Annotated in this window: 22 protein-coding genes and 1 pseudogene; 9 read left to right on the forward strand and 14 right to left on the reverse strand. The window is 67.3% G+C overall.

Annotated features, from left to right (window positions below; genetic code table 11):
• The first annotated feature begins 144 nt into the window (after positions 1-144).
• On the forward strand, positions 145-423 hold the full coding sequence (locus tag K3U93_RS25145; RefSeq protein WP_139796716.1) for a hypothetical protein: 279 nt from the start codon (positions 145-147) through the stop codon (positions 421-423).
• A gap of 932 nt (positions 424-1355) precedes the next feature.
• Here the strand turns inward: K3U93_RS25145 and K3U93_RS24525 are convergent.
• From K3U93_RS24525 to K3U93_RS24545, 5 genes are all read right to left on the reverse strand, one after another.
• Positions 1356-1892 carry a hypothetical protein gene (locus K3U93_RS24525; protein WP_139796717.1) on the reverse strand — a complete coding sequence of 179 codons (537 nt, stop codon included), beginning with the start codon at positions 1890-1892 and terminating at the stop codon, positions 1356-1358.
• 259 nt (positions 1893-2151) lie between these two features.
• On the reverse strand, positions 2152-4038 hold the full coding sequence (locus K3U93_RS24530; protein ID WP_083008580.1) for a putative alpha/beta hydrolase: 1887 nt from the start codon (positions 4036-4038) through the stop codon (positions 2152-2154).
• Positions 4005-4334 (reverse strand): DUF2563 family protein, encoded by a 330-nt coding sequence (locus tag K3U93_RS24535; RefSeq protein ID WP_083008581.1) that lies wholly within the window; start codon positions 4332-4334, stop codon positions 4005-4007. Before K3U93_RS24535 ends, K3U93_RS24530 begins: the two co-directional genes overlap by 34 nt.
• Before the next feature lie 165 nt (positions 4335-4499).
• Positions 4500-5009, reverse strand: a complete 510-nt coding sequence (locus K3U93_RS24540; RefSeq protein ID WP_083008583.1) for a pullulanase — start codon at positions 5007-5009, stop codon at positions 4500-4502.
• 25 nt (positions 5010-5034) lie between these two features.
• Entirely contained in the window at positions 5035-6477 is a 1443-nt protein-coding gene (locus tag K3U93_RS24545; protein WP_083008586.1) for a CCA tRNA nucleotidyltransferase, read from the reverse strand.
• 256 nt (positions 6478-6733) lie between these two features.
• Here K3U93_RS24545 and K3U93_RS24550 point away from each other — a divergent pair, with 256 nt between their 5' ends.
• The 8 genes and pseudogenes from K3U93_RS24550 to K3U93_RS24585 all read left to right on the forward strand — a co-directional run bounded on the left by K3U93_RS24550 (position 6734) and on the right by K3U93_RS24585 (position 17882).
• Positions 6734-7468 carry an NUDIX hydrolase gene (locus K3U93_RS24550; RefSeq protein WP_071509610.1) on the forward strand — a complete coding sequence of 245 codons (735 nt, stop codon included), beginning with the start codon at positions 6734-6736 and terminating at the stop codon, positions 7466-7468.
• A complete protein-coding gene (locus K3U93_RS24555) occupies positions 7465-9864 on the forward strand; it encodes a DUF6049 family protein (protein ID WP_083008589.1) in 2400 nt (799 codons plus the stop codon). Before K3U93_RS24550 ends, K3U93_RS24555 begins: the two co-directional genes overlap by 4 nt.
• 161 nt (positions 9865-10025) lie before the next feature.
• Entirely contained in the window at positions 10026-13514 is a 3489-nt protein-coding gene (locus K3U93_RS24560) for a lipid II flippase MurJ (RefSeq protein ID WP_420915433.1), read from the forward strand.
• Positions 13515-13578: 64 nt separating this feature from the next.
• Positions 13579-14166: an RNA polymerase sigma factor SigM gene (gene sigM, locus K3U93_RS24565; protein ID WP_083008594.1), complete on the forward strand. Its 588-nt coding sequence runs from the start codon at positions 13579-13581 to the stop codon at positions 14164-14166.
• Positions 14167-14235: 69 nt separating this feature from the next.
• Positions 14236-15009: an RsmA family anti-sigma factor gene (locus tag K3U93_RS24570; protein WP_083008597.1), complete on the forward strand. Its 774-nt coding sequence runs from the start codon at positions 14236-14238 to the stop codon at positions 15007-15009.
• Between the two features lie 89 nt (positions 15010-15098).
• Positions 15099-16123: pseudogene (gene trxB, locus K3U93_RS24575) on the forward strand (thioredoxin-disulfide reductase).
• Positions 16120-16473, forward strand: a complete 354-nt coding sequence (gene trxA, locus K3U93_RS24580) for a thioredoxin (RefSeq protein ID WP_083008603.1) — start codon at positions 16120-16122, stop codon at positions 16471-16473. The pseudogene trxB and the gene trxA overlap by 4 nt, the downstream one beginning before the upstream one ends.
• 188 nt (positions 16474-16661) lie before the next feature.
• Positions 16662-17882, forward strand: a complete 1221-nt coding sequence (locus K3U93_RS24585) for an N-acetylmuramoyl-L-alanine amidase (protein WP_071509617.1) — start codon at positions 16662-16664, stop codon at positions 17880-17882.
• Here K3U93_RS24585 and K3U93_RS24590 read toward each other — a convergent pair.
• The 9 genes from K3U93_RS24590 to rpmH form a co-directional block, all read right to left on the reverse strand.
• Positions 17879-18634 (reverse strand): acetyltransferase, encoded by a 756-nt coding sequence (locus tag K3U93_RS24590; protein ID WP_071509618.1) that lies wholly within the window; start codon positions 18632-18634, stop codon positions 17879-17881. The two genes, K3U93_RS24585 and K3U93_RS24590, sit on opposite strands and share 4 nt — an antisense overlap.
• Before the next feature lie 266 nt (positions 18635-18900).
• On the reverse strand, positions 18901-19884 hold the full coding sequence (locus tag K3U93_RS24595) for a ParB/RepB/Spo0J family partition protein (protein ID WP_083008605.1): 984 nt from the start codon (positions 19882-19884) through the stop codon (positions 18901-18903).
• 23 nt (positions 19885-19907) lie between these two features.
• Positions 19908-21032, reverse strand: a complete 1125-nt coding sequence (locus tag K3U93_RS24600) for a ParA family protein (RefSeq protein WP_230981540.1) — start codon at positions 21030-21032, stop codon at positions 19908-19910.
• On the reverse strand, positions 20927-21670 hold the full coding sequence (rsmG, locus tag K3U93_RS24605) for a 16S rRNA (guanine(527)-N(7))-methyltransferase RsmG (protein ID WP_083008608.1): 744 nt from the start codon (positions 21668-21670) through the stop codon (positions 20927-20929). The genes K3U93_RS24600 and rsmG overlap by 106 nt, the downstream gene beginning before the upstream one ends.
• Before the next feature lie 48 nt (positions 21671-21718).
• Entirely contained in the window at positions 21719-22303 is a 585-nt protein-coding gene (locus tag K3U93_RS24610; RefSeq protein WP_083008610.1) for a Jag family protein, read from the reverse strand.
• Positions 22304-22391: 88 nt separating this feature from the next.
• Entirely contained in the window at positions 22392-23537 is a 1146-nt protein-coding gene (gene yidC, locus K3U93_RS24615) for a membrane protein insertase YidC (protein ID WP_083008613.1), read from the reverse strand.
• Positions 23521-23868, reverse strand: a complete 348-nt coding sequence (gene yidD, locus K3U93_RS24620; protein ID WP_083008615.1) for a membrane protein insertion efficiency factor YidD — start codon at positions 23866-23868, stop codon at positions 23521-23523. Before yidD ends, yidC begins: the two co-directional genes overlap by 17 nt.
• Complete coding sequence (gene rnpA, locus K3U93_RS24625) at positions 23865-24227, reverse strand: ribonuclease P protein component (RefSeq protein WP_083008618.1); 363 nt, start codon at positions 24225-24227, stop codon at positions 23865-23867. The genes yidD and rnpA overlap by 4 nt, the downstream gene beginning before the upstream one ends.
• A 23-nt stretch (positions 24228-24250) precedes the next feature.
• Complete coding sequence (gene rpmH / locus K3U93_RS24630; RefSeq protein WP_076060026.1) at positions 24251-24394, reverse strand: 50S ribosomal protein L34; 144 nt, start codon at positions 24392-24394, stop codon at positions 24251-24253.
• Between the last annotated feature and the right edge of the window lie 578 nt (positions 24395-24972).

Here is a 24972-nt window from a genome sequence, read left to right on the forward strand (position 1 = left end):
GCCACTGGCGCGCCGGACACCGGCGCTGTCGGCGCCGATACCGAAGGTGCGGCAACCACCGGGGGACGGAGGTCAGAGCCATAGGCGGGTAACGGTCCCGCGGGGCTGGCCGGGGCGCCAACCACCGGAGTCGCCGGCGTGGGCATGGGTCCGCTACCGACCATCGCGGCCGCCACCGGCACAGCTCCGCCGGCCGACGCCAGCGGAGCGCTCGAGCCGGCCGAGACCGGTGCGTGGTCTACGGCAGCGGATTCGACGTCACCGGTCATGGCCGGGGCGGATACCGACGACACGACCGGCGACTGCGGTGGTGGAGCCGACGCCGACCCGGTCGCGTTCACCACCCCTTGCGACAACGAATTCGCACCCGCCGCCGCTGGCTGGCCGGTCATCATCCCCGCCATAAATGAGTTTCCCAACTGATTCGGCGAAGGCCCACCAAAAGCAGCGGCCGGCGACAGACCACCGCCTCCAGGTAGTGGCGCACCCGCCCCCGGGGCACCTGGTATATGTCCAGGCGCGGCAATCGCCGCTCCACCGCCGGTGCCACTGACGCCGGCCCCGGCATGCGCACCAACAGCGCGGGCGCCGTCAGCCTCCACACCGCTGCGTACACTAACCGCACTCTGGGTGCCTATCGGACGTGCGCCGCCGCCACCACCTTGGCCTTCGCTGCCAGCACTGTCACCTACGCTACGCGGCCTTCCAGTGTCTGTATTGATACCCTGGGTTGTAAGGAACTCCTGGGGTGACATTGCCATTCCCTCAGCGGTAAGGATTTTCTGAGTAGCATCCATGATCGCGGCGACCGCAGCCCCAGACTTATGCGCGGCGAATCCATTAGCTTCTGCAATCAGCTGCTCGATTTGAGGTGCCTTGATAGCAGCTGGCTCCTTCGAGTTCTCAATATTGGCGATTCTTTGGTTGTAGTCATCAGCAATTCCTCTTAGCCCTTCGCGCAGACTATCGATTGCATCTGCGCCTTTCTCGAAGGCATTAGCTTTTACCTTGTCTTTCTCGGCTAGGTCGAGATGGTGCTTTTCGCCTTGTTGGAAGCGGGAGACAAGGTCGTCGACTGTGTGCCCTTGATTTCGCGCCGCCAGCAATGTCCACTGGTCATGTAGTCCCTGAGCGTACTGTTCTTGCTGCTGCTGCTGCACACTCCAATGCTGAGCACCAGCGCGAAGTGTCGACGATGGCTGCGGCCACCATGCACCGATAAGAACGGCCGTGTACTTTCCCGCTGGTAGGTCTCCTGCCATACCGTAACCCTCCTTGCGGCGCATGCCCCTAGTACAAATAATCGTGGGCCAAACGCCAAAATCCGACAGATCACCCCAGGTTTGTCGCATTCCTTAGGGGCACAACGCCGCCATTATCGCGTCCGCCTGATTCGCCTCATCAACTGACTGCTGGAAAGTCGACGACGTCTTATCGAATACGCTGCTAATAGCGTCGATACTGCGGTATGCAGCAGCCAGTTTATGTGCAGCTTCTTGCTCGTGACCACCACCCAACGCTGGATTATCTGCCGCCGCGTCAATAATTCCTGCGGCATTAGTCAGCGAAACTCGCGCAATAGCGGTATCAGCCGAATTTGTGTCTGCCTTTACCGAGTGAGCCGCGAGTTGATACGCCGAGCACAGATTCTTCTTGGCGCTCGCAACCTGCTCAGGTGTGAAACTCGGCGGAGCGACTGGGGTTGCCGAAACCTTGCTAGCCCCGCTGGATGTCGGCCGAGTGAGGTCGATGATGCCGATAACGAGTGCGGCAGTTGCAATCAGGATGCCAAGTACCGCCAGCGCGATGGCGACGCGGCTATTCGACGCTCGGCGGGTCGCATCCGTCGGTGGTATCCACTGCGCCGCAGGGGGCGGGTGGGGAATCGTCACTTCAAAAAGGCTAATCGCCGACCGGCTGCGATGTCACTTCACGCAACTCCCGCGGGGAAGCGCCGCTGCCATGGTGGCGACTACTCGCCCCGCTTTATCAAGCGTCATCTGATAAAGCGGCGACGAGACATCTGTACCACTGCCAACAGTGTTGGAGATGCGATAGGCCGAAGCCAGCACCCTCGCCAGCATCGCGGTCGTAACGCTCAGCGCTGGATTAGTACCGCTGCATCCAACACGCCCCGCCGCATTAGCTAAGTCAGCCCGTTGCTGTCCGATGGCGGTGCCCGGTGGTCGCCGGCCGCAGGGTCTCGGGGTCGACCCACTCCCCCAGCCAGTATTCACCGCGGTGACGCGCGGTCATGCCGTCGCGCTGCAGCGCATCACCGTGGCCGGACACCACGTCGGAAATGCTGAACAGCGACTCCGATCCGTCCTCGAAATAACGGCGATGGTCGTGGACCGGATTCACCGAGTTACCGGGCGCCTCGGCTTTGAACCGGGTGGAGCCGTAGCCGTCAACGGAAGGGTCTTCTCCTAGCCCGCCCCACGTCAAACCGATGAGACCCGGCCCCGTCACCTGATCGGGCAACCAGGTCACCGCATCGCCCGAGGCCGCCCCGACGTAGAGATGCCCACCGGGGGACAGATGAAAGTCGGCCGCCGAATGCGCCAGGTCGGTACCCGGAGAGCCGACCAGCACCACATCGTTGCTGTGCATCCCATAGCCCGCCGCCGCATCCGCAACGACGGTCGACCCGTACGAGTGGCCGACCACGGTCATGTGTGCCGGGGCACCTTGGTGGGTGACCGCCAACGCATTCACGTCGGAGGCCAACAACTGGCCACCGGCACGGGCCATGTTCGGCTCCCACAAACCCGGGTCGAACCACGAGTCCGGGGCGTCATAACCCACCCACATCACCACCGCAGTCTCCTTACCCACATCTGCGTGGGCGGACTCCCGGAACAGGTGCGCCCCATCGAGGTTGGCCAGCGTTGCCTCACGCACACCAGTGCCCGAGCCCTTCACCAAAACCGCAGTGTTGGCCGCCGTGTCGGGGTTGCCCATCGCGATGGCGGCAACGCCCTCGCCACCGAAGGCCTCGGGCTCATACCTCAACAGGAATACGTCCGGGCGTTTGCCGGTCCGCTCGTTCACAGCGACCGCTGACGTCTTCAGGCCTTCGCGGGTGCGGCGGGCATTGGCGTAGCGGGCGATAGCCGCTGCGGTCGCCCCGTATTTGGCCGGATCGCCCAGCACGTCGTTGACGGAGACGCGGCACTGCTCGGCGAGGTCTTCCACGCGATGCAGGTCGTCGTTCATCACGGCCGTGTTGACCCGGCTACGCACGACGACGGGAATACCGTTGAGGTTGCCCAGCTCCGGTGGATGGTCGTCGATCAACCGGCCTTGCTGCTCCGCGTTGAGCGTTCTCCACCACCTGTTGACGTCCTCGGCGTTCGTTCCCACCGACGGAAGCGGTAGCGGCTCTTCGGGATTCGCCGACCATTCCGGTGCGTCCACCGCCTGGAGAACCGTCGCGTCGTATCCGTCGGTGCGCAAGGTGACCAGCGACCTTTGCAGGTATGCCGAGTAGCCGCCGCGTATCGATTGCAGCTGGCCCAGGGCTGACTTGGTGTCACGAATGGCGTCGTCTTCACAGGCACGGATGAACGCCTCGAGTGCCGCTCTGTCGCCTGCGCCGAGCTGGGGGTCTTTTTCGAGATGCAACGCTTGGCCAAGTAGGTCGTCGAGCCGCTGCAGTTGACTCTCCAACGTCGAGATAGCCACTTCGCTGGTGCGTTGCGCCTCGGCCAGGGCGGCCGCGACGTTTTCCAGGTCGACCGCGATCTTGGGCAACTGTAGGGACTGCGCACCGAGCGCCCGGGCCGTGCGCTGCACTTCGGCGGAGTCGTTGATCGAGTGCTCGCCATTTTCCCGATTCCACGACGCCTCGAAGCGACGACGCGCCTCGTCGAACGCCTTGTTGGACTCGGCGGTGCACCGGCCCGCGTCATGAAACACCCGCGCTAAATCGGAAATCTGGGCCGGACGCCCGGTTTGCAGGCTTTTGTCGATCGCCCAGGGGTGACCGCCGGCTTCGGCTATTAGATGCGGAATGCTGATGTATCGGAGCTGCATCGCACCGCCCGCATTTCTGCGGCGTTGCGGTCGTCCATGTCGGTGAACTCATTGGCGGCGTAATGCGCCTTGCGGCCGAGTTCGGTCAGTGTTTCCCGGTGGCCCTGCAAGGTTTTGACGTGCTGGGCGTGCGCCGAAGTGACGGCGCCGTGAAAGCTTTCGGCTGCGGGAAAGCCGCCGAACATCCCCGACAGCAGCGGTCCTCGCGACAGCTGATCGGCGCCGTCTTGCGCATGCCCGCCCGCGCGGTGAGACTCGTTCGCGCCCGAGTGCAGCAAGTCAGCGTCGACGAACATCGCTGCCCCTTCCTCGGCCGTCAAGGTCTCGATATTCGGCGGCCATGAGCGACGCCGTCCCGGCGCGTTCTCTCGCCGCCCCGCCTGAGTTGCTGACAAAGCTAATGACGGTGTACTTGCCGGTCAATTCAGTCTCTTTCCCCGCGGCACCGGTATTGACGATCCTCATAAGTTGCTGGCCCCGTCGGCCAAACCGTCGCCGTCGGTGTCGGTCAGCCGGACGTTCCACTTGCCGTCGCCGTCGGTGTCGACGTACTCGGTCACCCCGTTCTCCCCGGCGCACAGCACCCGGTCCGCAATCCCGTTGCCGTCGGTGTCGAGCAGTCGGTCGTCGGCGTGGCCCCGCCCGTCGAAATCGACCAATGGACCGCCGGTGTGCTCGACCCCGTCGAGCCCAAACCAGCGCAGCTGCCCACCCCGGTCGACGGCTACGGCCCACGTCCCCGTTCCGTCATCGGTGAAGTAAGCCTCCGGCGTGCCGTCGTTGTCGAGGTCGAGCACGGCATGATCGGCCATTCCATCGCCGTCGAAATCCGCCAGCGCGTCGTCGCGCAACCCGTCGCCATCGAAATCGAGACCAATCGCGTCGGGCCGGCCGTCGCCGTCAAGATCGAGGTCCGGTTGACCGTTCCAGATGGCCGCCACGCCGTTGTCTCCGGCCAAGCAATAGTCCATGCGTACTCGGACGCTTAACCCACCACTACGGGTTCCCGTGCGATCGCCACCAGGCAACCAGCTCCGCGCTGGCCTCTTCGGTGGTCAGCGGCCCGCGGTCCAGCCGGAGTTCTTTCAGGTAGCGCCACGCTTCGCCGACCTGCGGGCCTGCCGGGATGTCGAGCAGTTCCATGATCTGGTTTCCGTCCAGATCGGGGCGTATCCGCGCCAGATCCTCCTGGGCGGCCAATTCGGAGATCCGCGCCTCCAGCCGGTCGTAGCTGGCCTGCAGCCGGGCGGCCCGCCGCTTGTTGCGGGTCGTGCAGTCGGCACGCACCAGCTTGTGCAGCCGAGGCAGCAGCGGTCCGGCGTCGGTGACGTAGCGGCGCACCGCCGAATCGGTCCACTTGCCGTCGCCGTAGCCATGGAACCGCAGATGCAGATACACCAGCTGCGAGACGTCGTCGACCATCTGCTTGGAATACTTCAACGCCCGCAGCCGCTTTCGGGCCATCTTGGCGCCGACCAGCTCGTGGTGGTGAAAGCTCACGCCGCCGTTCGGCTCGTGCCGTCGGGTGGCGGGCTTGCCGATGTCGTGCAGCAGCGCGGCCCAGCGCAGCACCAGATCCGGGCCGTCATCTTCTAGGGCGATGGCCTGCCTCAAGACGGTCAGCGAATGCTGGTAGACGTCTTTGTGCTGGTGGTGTTCGTCGATGGCCATCTGCATGCCACCGACCTCGGGCAGCACCACCTCGCCCATGCCGGTCTGCACCAACAGGTCGATGCCGGCCACCGGGTCGTCGCCGAGCAGCAACTTGTCCAGCTCGGCGGCCACCCGTTCGGCGCTGATCCGGGCCAGCTGCGGGGCCATCTCTTCGATCGCCTCCCGCACCCGCGAGGCGACGGTGAAGCCGAGTTGTGAGACGAACCGTGCGGCGCGCAGCATCCGCAGCGGGTCGTCGCCGAAGGACACCGATGGCGCCGACGGGGTGTCCAACACTCGCGCGCGCAGTGCCGCCAAACCGCCCAGCGGATCGAGGAATTCGCCCGGCCCGGTCGGCGTGATGCGGACCGCCATCGCGTTTGCCGTGAAATCGCGGCGAACCAAATCGTCGTCGAGACGCTTGCCGAAACGCACCTCGGGATTGCGCGACACCTGGTCGTAGGTGTCGGCGCGGAACGTGGTGACCTCCAGGCGGTGCTCGCCCTTGCCGACACCGACGGTGCCGAATTCGATTCCCGTTTCCCACACCGCGTCGGCCCACTGCCCCACGATTTGTCGGACCTGCTCGGGTCGGGCGTCGGTGGTGAAGTCCAAGTCAGGACTCAGCCTGCCCAGCAAGGCATCCCGCACCGAACCGCCGACAAGATACAACTCGTGGCCCGCGGCATCGAACATCGAGCCCAGCTCGCGCAGCAGGGGGGCGTGCCTGTTCAGGGCGACCGCGGCGGCGGTTAATAGGTTGGCATCGTCGGTGGCTTCCGGCACGTTCGATCAGCCTAGTCGGACGGGGATCGCGGCCGCTCACATGTAAAGGGGCGCTCGCGGCGTTGAGTGTGCGCTCATGGCTTCGGGTGTGTATCCAGGGTGGGGATCTCGCCGATTTTCCGCCATGGAAGCACGTTGGAAGCACACGCGATGCTGCCCAGGCATTTCTGAATCCAGGTGCGCGCGGCGCCGTAACGCCCCGGGCCAGCGGCGAGTATGTCCTGAAGACCGTGCCGTGCCAGCTACTATCGCTTGGGTGTCGGACGGCGAACAAGCCAAACCACGTCGGCGCCGAGGAGGGCGCCGGGGTCGTCGTACTGCCGGCGCCGCCGACAACCCTAAGGACGACCAAGCGACCGCCGACTCCGCACCGACCAAACCGCGCCGATCGCGCTCTTCCCGCCGCACGGCGGAGCGGCTGCGCACTGTGCACGAAACGTCCGCCGGCGGGCTGGTCATCGACGGTATCGACGGCCCGCGCGACGCGCAGGTCGCGGCGCTGATCGGGCGCGTCGATCGGCGCGGACGGATGCTGTGGTCGTTGCCCAAGGGCCATATCGAGCTCGGCGAGACCGCCGAGCAAACCGCCATTCGTGAGGTCGCCGAGGAGACCGGGATCCGGGGCAGCGTGCTGGCCGCGCTGGGACGCATCGACTACTGGTTCGTCACCGATGGCCGCCGGGTGCACAAGACCGTGCACCATTATCTGATGCGCTTCTCCGGCGGCGAGCTGTGCGACGAGGATCTCGAAGTGGCCGAGGTGGCCTGGGTGCCGATGCGGGAACTGCCGGCGCGGCTGGCCTATGCCGACGAACGTCGGCTGGCCGAGGTGGCCGACGAGCTGATCGACAAGCTGCAGAGCGACGGTCCCGCCGCACTTCCGCCGTTGCCACCCAGCTCACCCCGGCGCCGCCCGCAGACGCATTCGCGGACCCGGCATTCGGACAAGCCCGTTACGGGCCGGAAGAACGGTCACGGGCCCGGGCCGTGACCAAGCCGCGACTTCGCCGGGCCGGCCTGTTGCGCCTTGCCGCAGTGGTCGGGATCGTGGCCGGTTTTGCGGTGCTCACCGGGCCGGCCGTGCCGCGCGTCGCCGCGGGCGAGCCCGGATCGACGCCCTTTGTCCGGATCCGCATCGACCAGGTGACCCCGGACGTGGTCACCACGACGAGCCAACCCGTCGTCACGGTCAGCGGAATCGTGACCAACGTCGGTGACCGCCCAGTCCGCGACGTCATGGTCCGGCTGGAGCACGCTCCGGCGGTCACCGCCTCGGTGGGCCTGCGCACCTCCCTGGACGGGGGCACGGACCAGTACCAGCCGGCCGCGGACTTCCTCACGGTGGCACCCGAGCTGCAGCGCGGGCAAGAAGCCGGCTTCACCCTGTCCACCTCGCTGCGCTCATTGACCAAACCGTCCCTGGGCATCGAAAAGCCCGGGATCTACCCGGCCCTGGTCAACGTCAACGGAACGCCCGACTACGGCGCCCCCGCCCGGCTCGACAACGCACGGTTCCTGCTGCCCGTGGTCGGCGTGCCACCCGACCACGCCGACGACCTCGACTCCGCCGTCGCGCCCGACACCTCCAAACCCGTGTGGATCACCATGCTGTGGCCGCTGGCCGACCGGCCCCGCCTGTCCCCCGGCGTACCGGGCGGCACGATTCCGGTTCGGCTGGCCGACGACGACTTGGCCACCTCACTGGCCAACGGCGGGCGACTCGACATCCTGCTGTCCGCGGCCGAGGTCGCCACCAGCCACGACGTCGATCCCGACGGGGCCGTCGGCCGCGCGCTGTGCCTGGCCGTCGACCCGGATCTGCTGGTCACCGTCAACGCGATGACGGGCGGCTACGTGGTGTCCAATTCACCCGACGGCCCCGCTCAGCTACCGGGCACCCCGACGCATCCGGGCACCGGTCAGGCCGCCGCGACCGGATGGCTGAACCGACTGCGGGCGCTGGCCCACCGGACCTGCGTGGCGCCGCTGCCCTATGCGCAGGCCGACCTGGACGCCCTGCAACGCGTCAACGATCCGGGGCTCAGCGCGATCGCCACCGACGGCGTCGGCAGCATCGTCGACCGCATTCTGGACATATCCTCCACCCGCGGGGCCACCCTGCTGCCCGACGGCCCGTTGACCGGCCGCGCGGTCGACCTGCTGGGCGCCAGCGAGAGCACCGTCGCCATTGCCGCCGCCGACTTGTCCGCCGAGGATCCGAGCGGCGACGGCCCCGCCAGCGTCGACACCGCGCCCAGGCGGTTGTCCCCGCATGTGGTGGTGGCGCCGTTCGACCCGGCCGTCGGCGCCGCGCTGGCCGGCGCCGGCGACAACCCGGCCGCCCCGACCTATCTGGATCCCTCGCTGACGGTTCGGCTCGCGCACGACTCGGACGTCGCCCGACGCCAGGATGCCCTTGGCTCCATCTTCTGGCACCCCCTGCAGCGCGACGACGCGCCGCGCACCCAAATCCTGGTTCCCCCCGCGACATGGAACCTGCAGACCGACGACGCGCAGGTCATCCTGACCGCGCTGGCCACGACCATCCGTTCCGGCCTTGCGGTGCCGCGACCGTTACCGGCGGCGATCGCCGAGGCCGCGGCCAGCAACGAGCCGCCGGAGCAGGCGGGCGTCGTGGACGGCTCGGGCGCCGCACGCGGCCGGTTCAACGACGACGTCACCGCGGACATCGCCGGCCGAGTCGCCCGCCTGTGGGGTCTGACCTCGGCGCTGAGCACCGACGAACGCACCGGGCTGACCGGTGTCCAGTACACCGCGCCGCTGCGCGAGGACATGCTGCGCGCGTTGAGCCAATCGGAACCACCCGATACCCGTAACGGGCTGGCTCAGCAGCGGCTGGCGGTGGTGGGTAGGACGATCAACGACCTGTTCGGCGCGGTCACGATCGTCAACCCGGGCGGCTCCTACACCCTGGCCACCGAGCACAGTCCCCTTCCGCTGGCGCTGCACAACGGCCTCGCCGTTCCCATCCGGGTGCGGCTGCAGGTCGACGCTCCCCCCGGGATGACCGTCACCGACGTCGGCCAGATCGAATTGCCGCCGGGATACCTGCCGCTGCGGGTGCCCATCGAGGTGAACTTCACCCAGCGGGTCGCCGTCGACGTGACGCTGCGGACCCCGGACGGCCTGCGGCTGGGCGAGCCGGTGCGCCTGTCGGTGCATTCCAACGCCTACGGCAAGGTGCTGTTCGCCATCACGATGACGGCCGCCGCGGTGCTGGTGCTGCTGGCCGGGCGGCGACTTTGGCACCGCTTCCGCGGCCAGCCCGATCCCGCCGACCTGGACCGTCCGGACCCGCCCCACCCGAGACCCTCCGGCATGCACGACGAGATCGACGACCGGGTCGATCAAGAGCACCGCGTCTGATGAGCCCCGCGTACCGCCGGACTCACGCACAGCCACCGCCGCGCCTTGCGCCGTCAAGGCGCCGCCCGGGCCCGCCCACCGGTCCCCTGCCTCCGGTGCCGGAGCTGGCCCGTCGGCGACCCGAACTGTCCGACGCGGCGCTGGTGTCGCGGTCGTGGGGGATGGCGTTCGCAACGCTGGTCAGCCGGATCACCGGCTTCGCCCGCATCGTCGTGCTGGCCGCAATCCTGGGCGCCGCGTTGTCCAGCGCTTTCTCGGTGGCCAACCAGCTGCCGAACCTGGTCGCCGCGCTCGTGCTGGAGGCGACGTTCACCGCGATCTTCGTGCCGGTGCTGGCCCGCGCCGAGCAAAGCGACCCCGACGGCGGTAAGGCGTTCGTGCGGCGCCTGGTCACGTTGACGACGACGCTGTTGGTGGTCGCCACGGCGCTGTCGGTGCTGGCCGCGCCGCTGCTGGTGCGGCTGATGTTGGGCCGCAACCCGCAGGTCAACGAGCCGCTGACCACCGCCTTCGCCTACCTGCTGCTGCCCCAGGTGCTCGCCTACGGCCTCACGTCGGTGTTCATGGCGATCCTGAACACCCGCAACGTGTTCGGGCCGCCGGCGTGGGCACCCGTCGTCAACAACGTCGTCGCGCTCGCGACCCTGGCCGTGTATCTGGCCGTCCCCGGCGAGCTCTCGGTCGATCCCGTTCGGATGGGCAACACCAAGCTGCTGGTGCTCGGCATCGGCACCACCTTGGGCGTGTTCGCGCAGACCGCGGTGCTGCTGATAGCGCTGCGCCGCCAGCACGTCAGCCTGCGTCCGCTGTGGGGAATCGACCAGCGCCTCAAGCGCTTCGGCGCGATGGCCGCCGCGATGGTGCTCTATGTGCTGATCAGCCAACTCGGCCTGGTGGTCGGCAACCAGATTGCCAGCACCGCGGCGGCTTCCGGCCCCGCGATCTACAACTACACCTGGCTGGTTCTGATGTTGCCGTTCGGCATGATCGGCGTGACCGTGCTGACCGTGGTGATGCCGCGGCTGAGCCGCAACGCCGCCGCCGACGACACTCGCGCCGTGCTCGCCGACCTGTCGCTGGCCACCCGCCTCACGCTGATCACGCTGATCCCCATCGTCGCGTTCATGACCGTCGGCGGCCCGGCGATCGGCAGCGCGCTGTTCGCCTATGGCCATTTCGGGGACGTCGACGCCGGGTACCTGGGCGCCGCGATCGCGTTGTCGGCGTTCACGTTGATCCCCTACGGGCTGGTGCTCTTGCAGCTGCGCGTGTTCTACGCGCGGGAACAACCCTGGACGCCGATCGTGATCATCCTCGTCATCACGGCCGTCAAGATCGCCGGCTCGGTGCTGGCGCCCCACCTCACCGGCGACCCCAAGCTGGTGGCCGGTTTTCTGGGACTGGCCAACGGCATCGGGTTCCTGGCCGGCGCGATCGTCGGTTACCGCCTGCTGCGGCACACGCTGCTGCCCGCCGGCGGCCACCTGATCGGCGTCGGTGAGCTGCGAACGATCCTGGTCACGCTTGTCGCGTCGATGCTGGCCGGTCTGGTTGCCCATGTGGCCGATCGGCTGCTGGGGCTTGGCGCGTTAACGGCGCACGGCGGTGCGGGTTCGCTGCTGCGCCTATTGGTGCTGGCAGCCATCATGCTGCCGATCGTCGCCGCCGTCATGGTCCGCGCGCGGGTCCCCGAGGCGCTGGCGGCGCTGAGCGCCGTCCGGCGCCGCGTTCCGGGCCTCGGCGGGGGCCACGGCGCGCAACCGGCGTCCCGCAAACCCACTGTGCCGGATCGATATTCTCAGCAGGGCCGCGTCACGTACCCTGAGCAGAGGAATTCGTCCCCGCCGGGGGCAAACGCGGTCCAGGAACCGATCCGGCGCAGGCCTCCGGAGCGGGCAGCCAGCGCCCGGATAGCGAAAGGACCGGAGGTGACCGACCGCCCACTGGACAGCGCCGCGTCGGGCGCTGTGCCTGGCTCGGGGTCAGGTGCCGAGCTGCCGCGTCCGGTTGCCGACGATTTCCAGCCCGACATTCCGCCCGAACCCGAGCCCGAAGCGCCGGCACCACGCCCGCCGGACCGGATGAACGGCGATCCCGCGGCCGAATCCGCCCGCGGCCCAATCCCGTTCGACGCGCCCCGCGAGCGCGGTGCGGAACCGGCGGCTTCTTCAGAGGATGTTCACCTGGTTCCCGGCGCCCGCATCGCCGGTGGCCGGTATCGGCTGCTGGTCTTCCACGGCGGCGCGCCCCCCCTGCAGTTCTGGCAGGCGCTGGACACCGCGCTGGACCGGCAGGTGGCGCTGACATTCATCGACCCGGACGGAGCCCTGCCCCACGACGTGCTGCAAGAGATCCTGTCCCGCACCTTGCGGCTGAGCCGGATCGACAAGCCCGGCATCGCCCGGGTGCTCGACGTGGTCCACACCGGCTCCGGTGGCTTGGTGGTCGCGGAGTGGATTCGCGGCGGTTCGTTGCAGGAGGTGGCCGACACCGCCCCGTCGCCCGTCGGCGCGGTCCGGGCGATGCAGTCGCTGGCCGCCGCCGCCGACGCGGCGCACCGCGCCGGTGTCGCGCTGTCGATCGACCATCCCAGCCGGGTGCGCGTCAGCATCGAAGGCGACGTCGTGCTGGCCTACCCCGCGACGATGCCCGACGCCAACCCGCAAGACGACATCCGCGGAATCGGCGCCGCGCTTTATGCCCTGCTGGTCAATCGATGGCCGCTGCCGGAGTCCGGGGTGCGCAGCGGGCTCGCACCGGCCGAACGGGATTCCACGGGCAATCCGGTCGAACCCCTGGTCATCGACCGCGACATCCCCTTCCAGATTTCCGCGGTCGCCGTGCGGGCCGTTCAGGAAGACGGCGGAATACGCAGTGCGTCAACGCTTTTGAACTTGCTGCAGCAAGCAACGGCGGTGGCCGACCGCACCGAGATCCTCGGTCCGATCGACGACTCGCCGCCACCACCCGTCTCCCGTGCATCCACCGCCCGCGAGTACGCAACCTTCGCGCGCCGGCGCCGCAACGTGCTGATCGGTGTCGGCGCCGCCCTCACCGTCATCGTGGTGGCCCTGCTGGTGCTGGCGTCGGTGGTGAGCAAGATCTTCGGCAACGTCGGTGGTGGCCTCAACAAGGACGAGCTCGGGCTGAACGGCCCCTCGTCGTCGACGTCGTCGTCGGTCAGTTCGGCCCCGTCGGGCAGCATGGTCAAACCGACCAGGGCAACGGTGTTTTCGCCCGACGGCGAAGCCGACAACCCGGGCCAGGCCGGGCTGGCGATCGACGGCAACCCCACCACCTCCTGGGAAACCGACATCTACACCGACGCCGCTCCCTTCCCCGGCTTCAAGAACGGTGTCGGGTTGATGTTGCAGCTGCCGAGCCCCACCGTGGTCGGCGCCGTCGGCCTCGACGTTTCCAGCACCGGCACCAAGGTCGAGATCCGCTCGTCCACCACGCCGACGCCGTCGAGTCTGGAAGACACGACCGTGCTGACGCCGGCCACGGCGCTCAAGCCCGGCCACAACACCATCCCGGTCAGGTCCGGCGCCCCGACATCGAATCTGCTGGTGTGGATTTCCACGTTGGGGACCACCGACGGCAAGAGCCGCGCGGCCATCTCGGAGATCACGGTCCAGGCCGCGTCCTGACGGCGCTCACAGACTCGTGCCGTGGTGAAGTGCCGCGCAACAACCGATTGGTTACTGTCCGGCCGTGGGTTTCGGGGGGAACATCCAGCGGGAACGCAGCGACGCCGAGCTGCTCGCAGCCCACGTCGCGGGTGACCGCCACGCCTTCGGCGAGTTGTTCCACCGTCACCAACGACAGCTGCACCGGCTTGCCCGGCTCACCACCCGCACCCCCGAGGATGCCGAGGATGCGTTGCAGGACGCGATGCTTTCGGCGCACCGCGGCGCCGGAACCTTTCGGCATGACGCCGCGGTGGGCAGTTGGCTGCACCGCATCGTGGTCAACGCCTGCCTGGACCGGCTCCGCCGCACCAAAGCCCACCCGACCACGCCGCTGGAGGACGTCTACCCGGTCGCCGATCGCACCGCGCAGGTCGAGACGGCCATCGCGGTGCAGCGCGCCCTGATGCGGCTTCCCGTGGAGCAACGGGCGGCGGTGGTGGCCGTCGATATGCAGGGCTACTCGGTTGCCGACACCGCCGCGCTGCTGGGCGTCGCCGAGGGCACGGTCAAGAGCCGATGTTCCCGCGCCCGGGTTCGCCTCGCCGAGCTGCTCGGCTATCTCAACACCGGCGCCCGCGCCACGCCCGACCGCCCCGCCGGTCAGCGCTGACGCCGCCCGCACCGCGTCCGCGGTAGCCGCGCGTCGCCCTCAAGGTGCGCATGACGGACACTGAGGCGGATGGGTGAATCCAACAGGGATCCAGAGGATCCTGCTGACACGGGCGCCGAGCCGCCTCTGACGGCCGAGCTTCTCGCCGACCTGCAGGCCGGTCTGCTGGACGACGATTCCGCGGCCCGCGTACGCAGACGGGTCCGCGACGACCCGGAGGCAGAAACAATCCTGCGCGCCTTGAACCAGGTGCGCCGCGACGTCGCCGCGCTAGGTGCCGACCCGGCGTCGGCGCCGAAGGTCCCGCCGGAGGTCACCGCCCGAATCTCGACGGTGCTGACGTCGGGTCAAAGCCAACGGCGCGCCGGCGCCGCGCATTCGGCCCGGCCGCGCATCGGACCCGCGCGGCTGGCCGCGGGCGCGGCTGGCGTCGGGGCGCTGCTCGCGGCGATCGGCGTGGGCACCGCGGCACTGATCAACGCGCCGGGGCCCGCGCCGAGCACCCCGGTCACCGCCGAGCACATCACGGTGTCAACGCCGCCGATGGCGATCCCGTTGTCGCAGGAGGAGATCCTCGGCCTGCTCGATCACCGTCCCGACTACGGTCCGCTCGAAGGCCCGCTCAGCGACCCGCCGCGGCGCGCCTCCTGCCTCAGTGGCCTCGGCTATCCGGCGTCAACGCAGGTGCTGGGCGCGCGGCCGATCGAGATCAATGCCCGCCCCGGCGTGCTGCTGGTCCTGCCGGGAGACACACCCGACAAACTGGCGGCCTTTGCGGTCGCCCTGAATTGCAGCGCCGCCGACACCGGGTTGCTGGCCAGCACCCAGGTCGCCCGCCCTTAGTCTGGTGCCAGGTGTCGTGCCCAGCCGGTGGGAACACCCACGCCTACCCTGGCGTTCGTAGACGTAGCTTCCGTACCTGAAAGGCCCGCATGACCGCCGTCGCTTCTGCTGATGATGCCCCGGACACCGTCCACGACGTGATCATCGTCGGTTCCGGTCCCGCCGGTTACACCGCAGCCCTCTACACGGCCCGCGCCCAGCTGGCGCCGCTGGTCTTCGAGGGCACCTCTTTCGGTGGTGCGTTGATGACCACGACCGAGGTGGAGAACTACCCCGGCTTTCGCAACGGCATCACCGGCCCGGAGTTGATGGATGAGATGCGTGAGCAGGCGCTGCGGTTCGGCGCGGACCTGCGGATGGAAGATATCGAGTCGATGTCGCTGGCGGGACCGGTCAAGTCGGTCGTCACCGCCGACGGGGAGACCCACCGGGCCCGGGCGGTCATCTTGGCCATGGGTGCCGCGGCACGGTATCTGCAGGTCCCCGGCGAACAGGAGTTGCTGGGCCGCGGTGTGAGTTCGTGTGCCACCTGCGACGGGTTCTTTTTCCGCGACCAGGACATCGCCGTCATCGGCGGCGGTGACTCGGCGATGGAGGAAGCCCTGTTTCTGACCCGGTTCGCGAGCAGCGTGACGCTGGTGCACCGCCGCGACGAGTTCAGGGCATCGAAGATCATGCTCGATCGCGCCCGCAATAACGACAAGATCGAGTTCGTCACCAACGCCACCGTGGTAGCGGTGGACGGCGACGCGACGGTGACCGGATTGCGGTTGCGCGACAAGGTAACTGGCGAGGAAACCGCGCTCCCGGTGACCGGTGTTTTCGTCGCGATCGGTCACGAGCCCCGTTCGGGTTTGGTGCGCGACGTCGTGGACGTGGACGCCGACGGCTACGTACTCGTGCGGGGACGCACCACGAGCACCTCGATCGACGGTGTTTTCGCGGCCGGTGACCTGGTAGATCGCACCTACCGGCAAGCGGTCACCGCCGCGGGCAGTGGCTGCGCCGCGGCCATCGACGCCGAACGCTGGCTGGCCGAGCACGAGGAGTTGGACGCGGCCCACGAAACGCAGCAGCTGACCGTACCGACACATTGATTGGAGCACCACGATGACCGATGCCGAAAAAGCCGGGGCCACAATAGAAGTCTCCGACGCCTCCTTCTCCGCGGAGGTGTTGTCGAGCAATAAGCCTGTGCTGGTTGACTTTTGGGCGACCTGGTGTGGACCGTGCAAGATGGTCGCGCCGGTGCTCGAGGAGATCGCGGCCGAGCGGGCCGGCCAGCTCACCGTCGCCAAGCTGGACGTTGACGCCAACCCGGAAACGGCCCGCGACTTTCAGGTGGTTTCGATCCCCACGATGATCCTGTTCAAAGACGGCCAACCGGTGAAACGGATCGTCGGCGCCAAGGGCAAGGCGGCGTTGCTGCGCGAGCTTTCCGACGCGGTCCCCAACCTCACCTAGACCGGTGACGTCACGCGCTGGAACGACGGGCTGAGGACGCGGGCGATCAGGCGCAGCCCCGATCTAGTTCGCCACACCACGCCCCGCGGTTAGCCTGGGGTTTTCCCGAAATTGAGAAGCATCTGCGACAATACCGATTAGCTGGTGCGATCATTCAGCCGGTCAGTTTGTCCCGGAGGGCCCTTGGTATGTCGAGTCCGCGCCGTGAAGACGGCGACGCGCTGCGCCGTGGCGACCGCAGCGCTGCTGTGACCGAGATCCGGGCCACGCTGGCCGCCCTGGGGCTGCTGGACAATCCCGACGAAGACCTGACTACCGGCCGGCATGTGGCCCTCGAGGTTTTCGATGCCGAGCTCGATCAGGCGGTGCGTGCGTTCCAGCAGCATCGCGGACTGCTGGTGGACGGCATCGTCGGCGAGGCCACCTACCGCGCGTTGAAAGAGGCCTCGTATCGGCTCGGCGCGCGCACGCTGTATCACCAATTCGGTGCTCCGCTCTACGGCGACGACGTCGCCACGCTACAGGCGCGGCTCCAGGACCTCGGTTTCTACACCGGCCTGGTCGACGGCTACTTCGGATTGCAAACCCACAACGCTTTGATGTCGTATCAGCGTGAATACGGGCTTGCCGCCGACGGCATTTGCGGGCCGGAAACCTTGCGTTCCTTGTATTTTCTGAGTTCGCGGGTCTCGGGCGGCTCGCCACACGCCATTCGCGAGGAAGAGCTGGTCCGCCGATCGGGCCCCAAACTGTCGGGCAAGCGCATCATCATCGATCCGGGCCGCGGCGGTGCGGACCACGGTTTCATAATGCAGGGTCCATCCGGCCCTATCAGCGAGGCAGACGTGTTGTGGGACTTGGCAAGTCGGCTTGAGGGCCGGATGACCGCCATCGGCATGGAAACCTTTTTGTCCCGGTCGACCAACCGCAGTCCGTCGGACGCCGAACGCGCCGCCACGGCCAATAACGTCGGTGCGGACCTGATGATCAGCCTGCGCTGTGAATCCCAGAGCAGCCCCTCGGCCAATGGCGTCGCCTCCTTCCACTTCGGAAACTCGCACGGTTCGGTCTCCACCATCGGCCGCAACCTCGCCGACTTCATTCAGCGAGAAGTGGTGGCCCGCACCGGTTTACGTGATTGCCGGACGCATGGCCGGACGTGGGATCTGCTGCGACTGACTCGGATGCCCACCGTTCAGGTCGACGTCGGCTACATCACCAACCCGCGCGATCGCGCGATGCTGATCTCAACTCAGACCCGTGACGCCATCGCCGAAGGGATCCTCGCCGCGGTCAAGCGGCTCTATCTCCTGGGCAAGAACGACAGGCCCACCGGCACATTCACCTTCGCCGAGCTGCTAGCGCACGAATTGTCGGTGGAGCGGGCGAGCAGAATGGGCGGTTCCTAACCGCCCTGGGTGACCTTCAACGTATTTGTCGCGGCGGATCCCGCCCCGACCGGCTGTTGTAGCTGCGCGTTCGCCAACAGACGCTCCAGCGCCGCCTCGACTTCGGCTTTCCATCCGAGACCCTTGTCCAGCTCGAGCCGCAGCCGTGGGAAGTACGTATGTGGCGCCACCACAACGAATCCCACATCCTTCAAGAACTCCGCGTCGATGATGCAGTGGTCGACCGAGCAGTCGCCGACGGCCTCCAACACCGGCCGGACGTCGGGGTCCACCGCCCGCGGATCCTGCAACTCGGAAGCCGCCGGTGTGCGGCCGAAGGCCTCCAGCGCCCGGACTCCGCGCCGCATCAGTTCATCGATTACCCGGGCGATGAGCCCATGTTGCAGATCGTCGGCGGCTTGTCCGGGTTCGATACCCATCGACGTGAGCAGCACGGCGTCGGCGGACACCGGCGCGGTGGGAAACCGCTGCGCCCGCGGCACCGCCCGCGGCGGCGCGTAGAGGACATATCCCAAGCACGGCGGCTCGGTGTGGCTGGGGTCATCGTCCGGGACCGCGGTGGCGACCTGACCGCACGAGCCCCACTCCAGCATCACCATCGACAACCAGGCTTCTTTTTCGAACTCGGGGTCGGCGAGGTGGTCCTGGTCACCGAGAGTCGCCGGGTCGACCTCCCAGAAGACGCAGCGGCGCGCATGCTTGGGAAGCTGCTCGAAAGCCTCGAGCCGCAACGGCGTGATTCGAGCGGACACTAGCCTCCTGGCTTCCGTGCGGTACTGCAGCCAATTGCACCAGCAACCCCTCTAGGATAGGAGAGTTTGTCGTCATGGGGCCAGTGTTGGCCCCGCCACTCGCGGCGGGACCGTGAACCGACCTCCGCACCGCGCTACCGGCGGACAGAATGCCGAAATAGCTTGAGACACACGGGAACTCCGCCTGAGCGGGGTGGTCGTGAGGAGCCGTTTCGCGCCCGAAACCGGCGCGGTGTCACAGTGACGTAATTACATGGTATGTACGGTCATGGCTTGGGAGGCGTGATCATGTCGATAATCCGCTGGAGATCGTCGACCGAACCGAACTCCACCACGATCCTCCCCTTGCGTTTGCCGAGGCTGACCGTCACCCGCGTATCGAAGGCATTCGACAGCCGATCAGCAACGTCTTGAAGGCCGGGCATCTGGATCGGTTTGCGTCGCTGCGGGGTCGGGGTGACCGCGTCACCGCGATTTGCCAGGGTGACCGCCTCCTCGGTGGCCCGCACCGACAGACCCTCCGCAACGATCCGGCCGGCCAGCTCCTCCTGCGCCTCCGGGCCGGCCTCCAGGGACAGCAGCGCCCGGGCGTGACCGGCGGACAACACCCCCGCCGCCACTCGCCGCTGCACCGGGATCGGCAGCTTCAGCAGCCGGATCATGTTGGTGATCAGCGGTCGCGAGCGGCCGATGCGAGACGCCAGTTCGTCGTGGGTGACACCGAACTCGTCGAGCAGCTGCTGATAGGCGGCCGCCTCTTCCAACGGGTTCAGCTGCACCCGATGGATGTTTTCCAGCAGGGCGTCGCGCAGCAGATTGTCATCGCCCGTCTCGCGCACGATGGCCGGGATCGTGGCCAGGCCCGCTTCTTGAGCCGCCCGCCAGCGCCGCTCCCCCATCACGATCTGATACCGCGCGCCGCCCTGCGATCCGGTTACCGGCCGCACCACGATCGGCTGCAGGAGGCCGAACTCGTGGATGGAGTGCACCAGCTCGGACAGTGCCTCCTCGTCGAACACCTGCCGCGGCTGACGTGGATTGCGCTCGATGTCGGCGGGTGCGATCTCCCGGTACACCGCGCCCACGGCGGCGGCATCCGACACCGGCCGCCCGATCAGGACATCGGCGGCGGCGTCCCCCATCCGCGGGCCCAGGGTCGCCGGCCCTGCGTCGCTGTCCGCCGGGCCGGTCGGAATCAGCGAAGCCAGGCCCCGGCCGAGCCCGCCCTTCTTGCGTAACGGCTGCGTCATGGTCGTCCCTTCACGGATGGTGGTCAATCACGCTCGGCGAGTTCGCGGCTCGCGTCGAGATAGCTCATCGCGCCGCGCGACCCGGGGTCGTAATCGATGATCGTCATGCTGTAGCCGGGCGCCTCCGAAACCTTGACGCTCCGCGGAATCACCGTGCGCAACACCTTGGTCCCGAAGTACCGGCGCACCTCCTCGGCGACCTGGTCGGCAAGTTTGGTCCGTCCGTCGTACATGGTGAGGATCACGGTGGTCACCTCGAGCCGAGGATTGAGGTGCGCCTTCACCATTTCGATGTTGCGCATCAGCTGTGACACACCCTCGAGCGCGTAGTACTCGCACTGGATCGGGATCATGACCTCCGGGGCGGCGACGAGCGCATTAATGGTCAGCAGCCCGAGCGACGGCGGACAGTCGACGAAGACGTAGTCGAAGTCGAAGTGGTCGAGCTCGGCCAGCGCGGTGCGCAGCCGGTTTTCGCGCGCCACCATGCTGACCAATTCGATCTCGGCGCCCGCCAGGTCGATCGTCGCCGGGACGCAGAACAGGCGCTCGCTGTGCGGGCTGGGACGCAACGCGTCCCGCAACGACACCTCGCCGATCAGCACCTCGTACGAGGAGGGGGTGCCCGCTTGCCTGTCGTGGATGCCGAGCGCCGTGCTCGCGTTGCCCTGCGGGTCGAGGTCAACGACGAGGGTCTTGAGCCCTTGCACGGCCAGCGCGGCCGCGAGATTGACCGCGGTGGTGGTCTTGCCAACGCCGCCCTTTTGGTTCGCGATAGTCAACACCCGGCGGTGCCGCGGGCGGCGCAGCGGCGCGTACGTGGTGTGGAGTACCCGCATGGCGCGTTCCGCGGCCGCACCGATCGGGGTGTCGAATTCTTCGGATGTTTCACGTGAAACATCCCCCAGCGCGGTAGTCGCCGTTTCGTCGCCCGACGGCGACGGCGGTGGTCCGTCCTCCGATATGGAGGGTGTGGGAGCCGGCGGCGGTTCCGTAACCCCCGGCGGCGGAGGGGGGGCCGCAGACCGATTTGGTGGAGAACTCACCGTGTCCTCCCGCCCGTCATCCGTGCCGGCCTGTGGCGCGCCCGTTCCCCGCGTCGCGCTAACACCACGGTCGCGGGCGGACGCAAACAGTTCGCGCCACATGTCACCACCCTGACATCAACGGCGCCCGACGCCGCCATCACACGCCGGTGCGCTTCCACTTCCTCGTGCGCGCGCTCCCCCTTGATCGCGACCATCAGCCCGCCTGGCCGTAGCAACGGCATACTCCACTTCGTCAGTTTGTCCAGCGCCGCGACCGCGCGCGACACCGCCGCGTCCCTGGCGCCGAACCGATCGCGTACCCGAGGTTCCTCCGCGCGGCCGCGCACCACCTCGACCGCCAACCCTAGTTCGGCGACCACCTCAGTGAGAAACTCGCTTCGGCGCAGAAGCGGTTCAAGGAGCACGATCTGAAGGTCGGGCCGTGCGATTGCCAACGGTATCCCCGGCAATCCTGCCCCGCTGCCGATATCTATCACCCGTTCACCCGGATCGAGCAGCTCGCCTACCACGGCGCTGTTCAACAGATGGCGGTCCCAGAGCCGGTCCGCCTCGCGCGGACCGAGGAGTCCGCGTTCCACCCCGGCGCCGGCCAGCAGCTCGGCGTACCGCCGCGCGATATCGAGTCGCGGACCGAAGATCGCCGCGGCATCGCTCGGTGACACGGGCTCAACCAAAGGCGGTGGCGCGGTGCCATCCGCCGACCGCGCTCGGGCGTTGACATGTTTCACGTGAAACATCCTCGATCTTCGGTGGCCTGCCGAATTACACGGCTGTGACTCGATCGCCTAGTCGGGCAGGACCACTACCCGCCGTAGCGGCTCCACGCCCTCGCTCTCGCTGTGCACTCCGGGCACCGCGGCGACCGCATCGTGGACGATCTTGCGCTCGAACGGCGTCATCGGCGAGAGTTCTTCGCGTTCGCCGGTGTTCAGCACCCGGCGCGCCACCTTGTCGCCGAGCGCGGCCAGCTCTTCCCGCCGGCGGCGTCGCCAACTCGCGATGTCGAGCATCAACCGACTGCGCACACCGGTCTTTTGGTGTACCGCCAAGCGGGTCAGCTCCTGCAACGCGTCGAGCACCTCGCCCCCGCGCCCCACTAGTTTGTTCAGATCGTTGCTGCCGTCGATGCTTACCACGGCGCGGCTGCCCTCGACGTCCAGATCGATATCGCCGTCGAAGTCCAACAGGTCCAACAGCTCTTCGAGATAGTCGCCGGCGATCTCCCCCTCGGCGACCAGTCGCTCCTCCAGGTCGCCGGCTTCCTCAGCGCCGGCATCCGCCGCCGCTTCGCTTTCCGGGACATCCTCCACCGACGCTGGTGTGTCGAGTTCTGCATCGAAGTCGCGCTCGGTGGTGTCGGCGTCTGTCATGTCTTTTCTCCCTCGTCTCTCCCTCGTCCAAGGGTCTGTCTTCTTGGGATGACCAGCCCGGGGCCGGCCCGTAACGTAGCGGCGCGCCTCAGCGTTTGCGCCTCTTCGGCCGCGCCCCAGGCCGTGGCGTACTCGGTCCGCTATCCTGCCCGGCCGTGTTCGGCTTCTCCGGTTGAGCCTCTTCCGTTTTCGCTTCGGCCGCATCGCCGTCGGAGCCATCGGGGTTAGTCTTCGGCGGGCCGGACGCGGATCCGGACTTGGTTTCCTCGTCGCTCGCGGTGGACGAACCGTTCCCGCTCGGCGGCACCGTTTTGGGATTGCGCCTCGGCTTGGCCCCGGGTGCCGGGGCGTTGGCCGCGCGGCGCTGAATGGCTTCTTGCCGCTTGGCCTCCTCTTCCTTTTCGATCATGCCGAACACGTAGTGCTGCTGTCCGAAGGTCCAGATGTTGTTGGAAAACCAGTACAAGATGATCGCCAGCGGAAGGAACGGGCCGCCGACTACCACGCCGAGCGGAAACACATACAGCGCCAGCTTGTTCATCATCGCGGTCTGCGGATTGGCCGCCGCCTCTGGGCTTTGCCGTGCCACCGACGCGCGGCTATTGAAGTACGTGGCGATGCCCGCCAGGACCATCACCGGCGCGCCGACCGCGATCACCGCGGGACGGCTGAAGTCGGTGAACGCGTCCAACCCGGCCCGCTGCGTCATGTAGGCGCCGATCGGGGCACCGAAGAGGTTGGCGTCCAGGAAGTGGCCCACGTCGGCCGGGGTGAACATGTAGTTCCCGGTCATCCGGTTTTGCGCTACCGACAAATGCGGTTGCCCGAAACCCCCGGTCGTGCGGTTGAACGACCGCAGCACGTGGTACAGCCCGAGGAACACCGGGATCTGCGCCAGCATCGGTAAGCAGCCCAGGATCGGATTGAAGCCGTGCTCGCGTTGCAGCTTCTGCATCTCGAGCGCCATGCGCTGACGGTCCTTGCCGTACTTCTTTTGCAGCGCCTTCATCTGTGGTTGCAGTTCCTGCATCTGCCGCGTGGTGCGGATCTGGCGCACGAAGGGCTTGTACAGCAAGGCCCGCAGGGTGAACACCAGGAACATCACCGACAGGGCCCAGGCGAAGAAGTTGGACGGCCCTAGCAGAGCCGCGAACAACTTGTACCAAACCCACATGATCCACGACACCGGGTAGTAGACGATGTCGAGGCTGAAGAGATCAAACAAAAGACTCACTCTCCCGTTGCTTCGCCGCGGGGGCCCACGCTTGCCTGGCTAGGGGGCCGGCGTCTTCGGACTTTGGCCGTTGCGGTATTGGGTCCCAGCCTCCTCGATGCCATGGCCCGCATTTCGCGAGCCTGGCCACCGACAACCAGCCTCCCCGAATCAGGCCGTATTCAGTGAAGGCATCGACGGCGTACTGGCTACAGGTCGGAACGAAGCGGCACGTCGCCGGGCGCAGTGGCGACACCGTGTGCCGATAGAGCTGGATCAGGAAAATCAGCCCCCGCGCAACGAGCCTGCCCGCACGGCCGACTGCCCCGCGCGCCCGCGTCGGGATACTCACCGGTCCGACCTCGCCGATTCAAAAGCGCGTCGTAATCCGCGTCGCAGCTGCTGCTCCAACCATGCCGATGACGCCTGCCGACTACTCGGCAAGGCCCGGATCACCACCCGATCGGATCGATGGAGGTCGCCCAACATCGTTCGAGCGACATGCCGTAGCCGACGCGCTACCCGGTGACGTTCCACGGCCGAACCCACCGGCTTGGCGATGACCAACCCGACGCGTGGACCCACGGCCTCGCCGCAACCGCCGTCGCGTCGAACGTGAACGATGAGATCGGGCTGCACCGCGCGCGATCCACACTTCACGGTCGCGTCAAATTCCGTTGACCGCCTCATGCGGTTGTGTGCGGGAAGCACCGCCGAAAAACCTGACGTTGCGATCAGGCAGATAACGCGCGGCGGCCCTTACGGCGCCGGTTCGACACGATGGAGCGCCCGGCGCGGGTACGCATCCGCAACCGGAAACCATGCACGCGGGCTCGGCGCCGGTTATTCGGCTGGAAGGTCCGCTTGCCCTTGGCCACGGCGTTCTCCTCGTTGTCTCTGGCATTCCAATCCGGCCGCTACGCTTCTCTACTGCGTTCGTCCGCGGGTCGGTCGGAGGTGGGTCTTGCTGCTGGCCGGCGCGGTCCCCAAGCACGGTGGCGTGGGTCGCAGCCGTATCGCCGACGTTCGGGCGACTGTTTGAGGGTACTGACGAGCTTTCGTTGGGTCAAACTTGGTCTGCCGCAACGAACCCAAACCAAACCGGGAAAACACTCGCTCGTGGCGCCGTCGACGCGACACGTTAACGGCACCAACGCCAAACACGCGCCAAACACGCGCCTAAAGCGGATTGGAATGCGGCAGAACGGTTGGCAGCCGCACGGAAAACTGTTAGCTTCGGGCAATGCCGTTTCACACTTGGAACGGCGCTCAACGACGAAGCGAGGATGGCGGATCGACTAGCTGTTTCGGCGACCTGCACGGGGTTGTCACCAGCATGGAGATCACGAGCCGTCGCCGGTAGGCTGCGGCTCGGTTACCATCATCCTGTCCACACCTGTGTATAACTATGTGGACAGTCACCTTGTCGCCGAGCATGGTTGCACTTCGACCCGGG

This window comes from Mycobacterium malmoense, from assembly GCF_019645855.1.
Classification (GTDB): Bacteria; Actinomycetota; Actinomycetes; order Mycobacteriales; family Mycobacteriaceae; genus Mycobacterium; species Mycobacterium malmoense.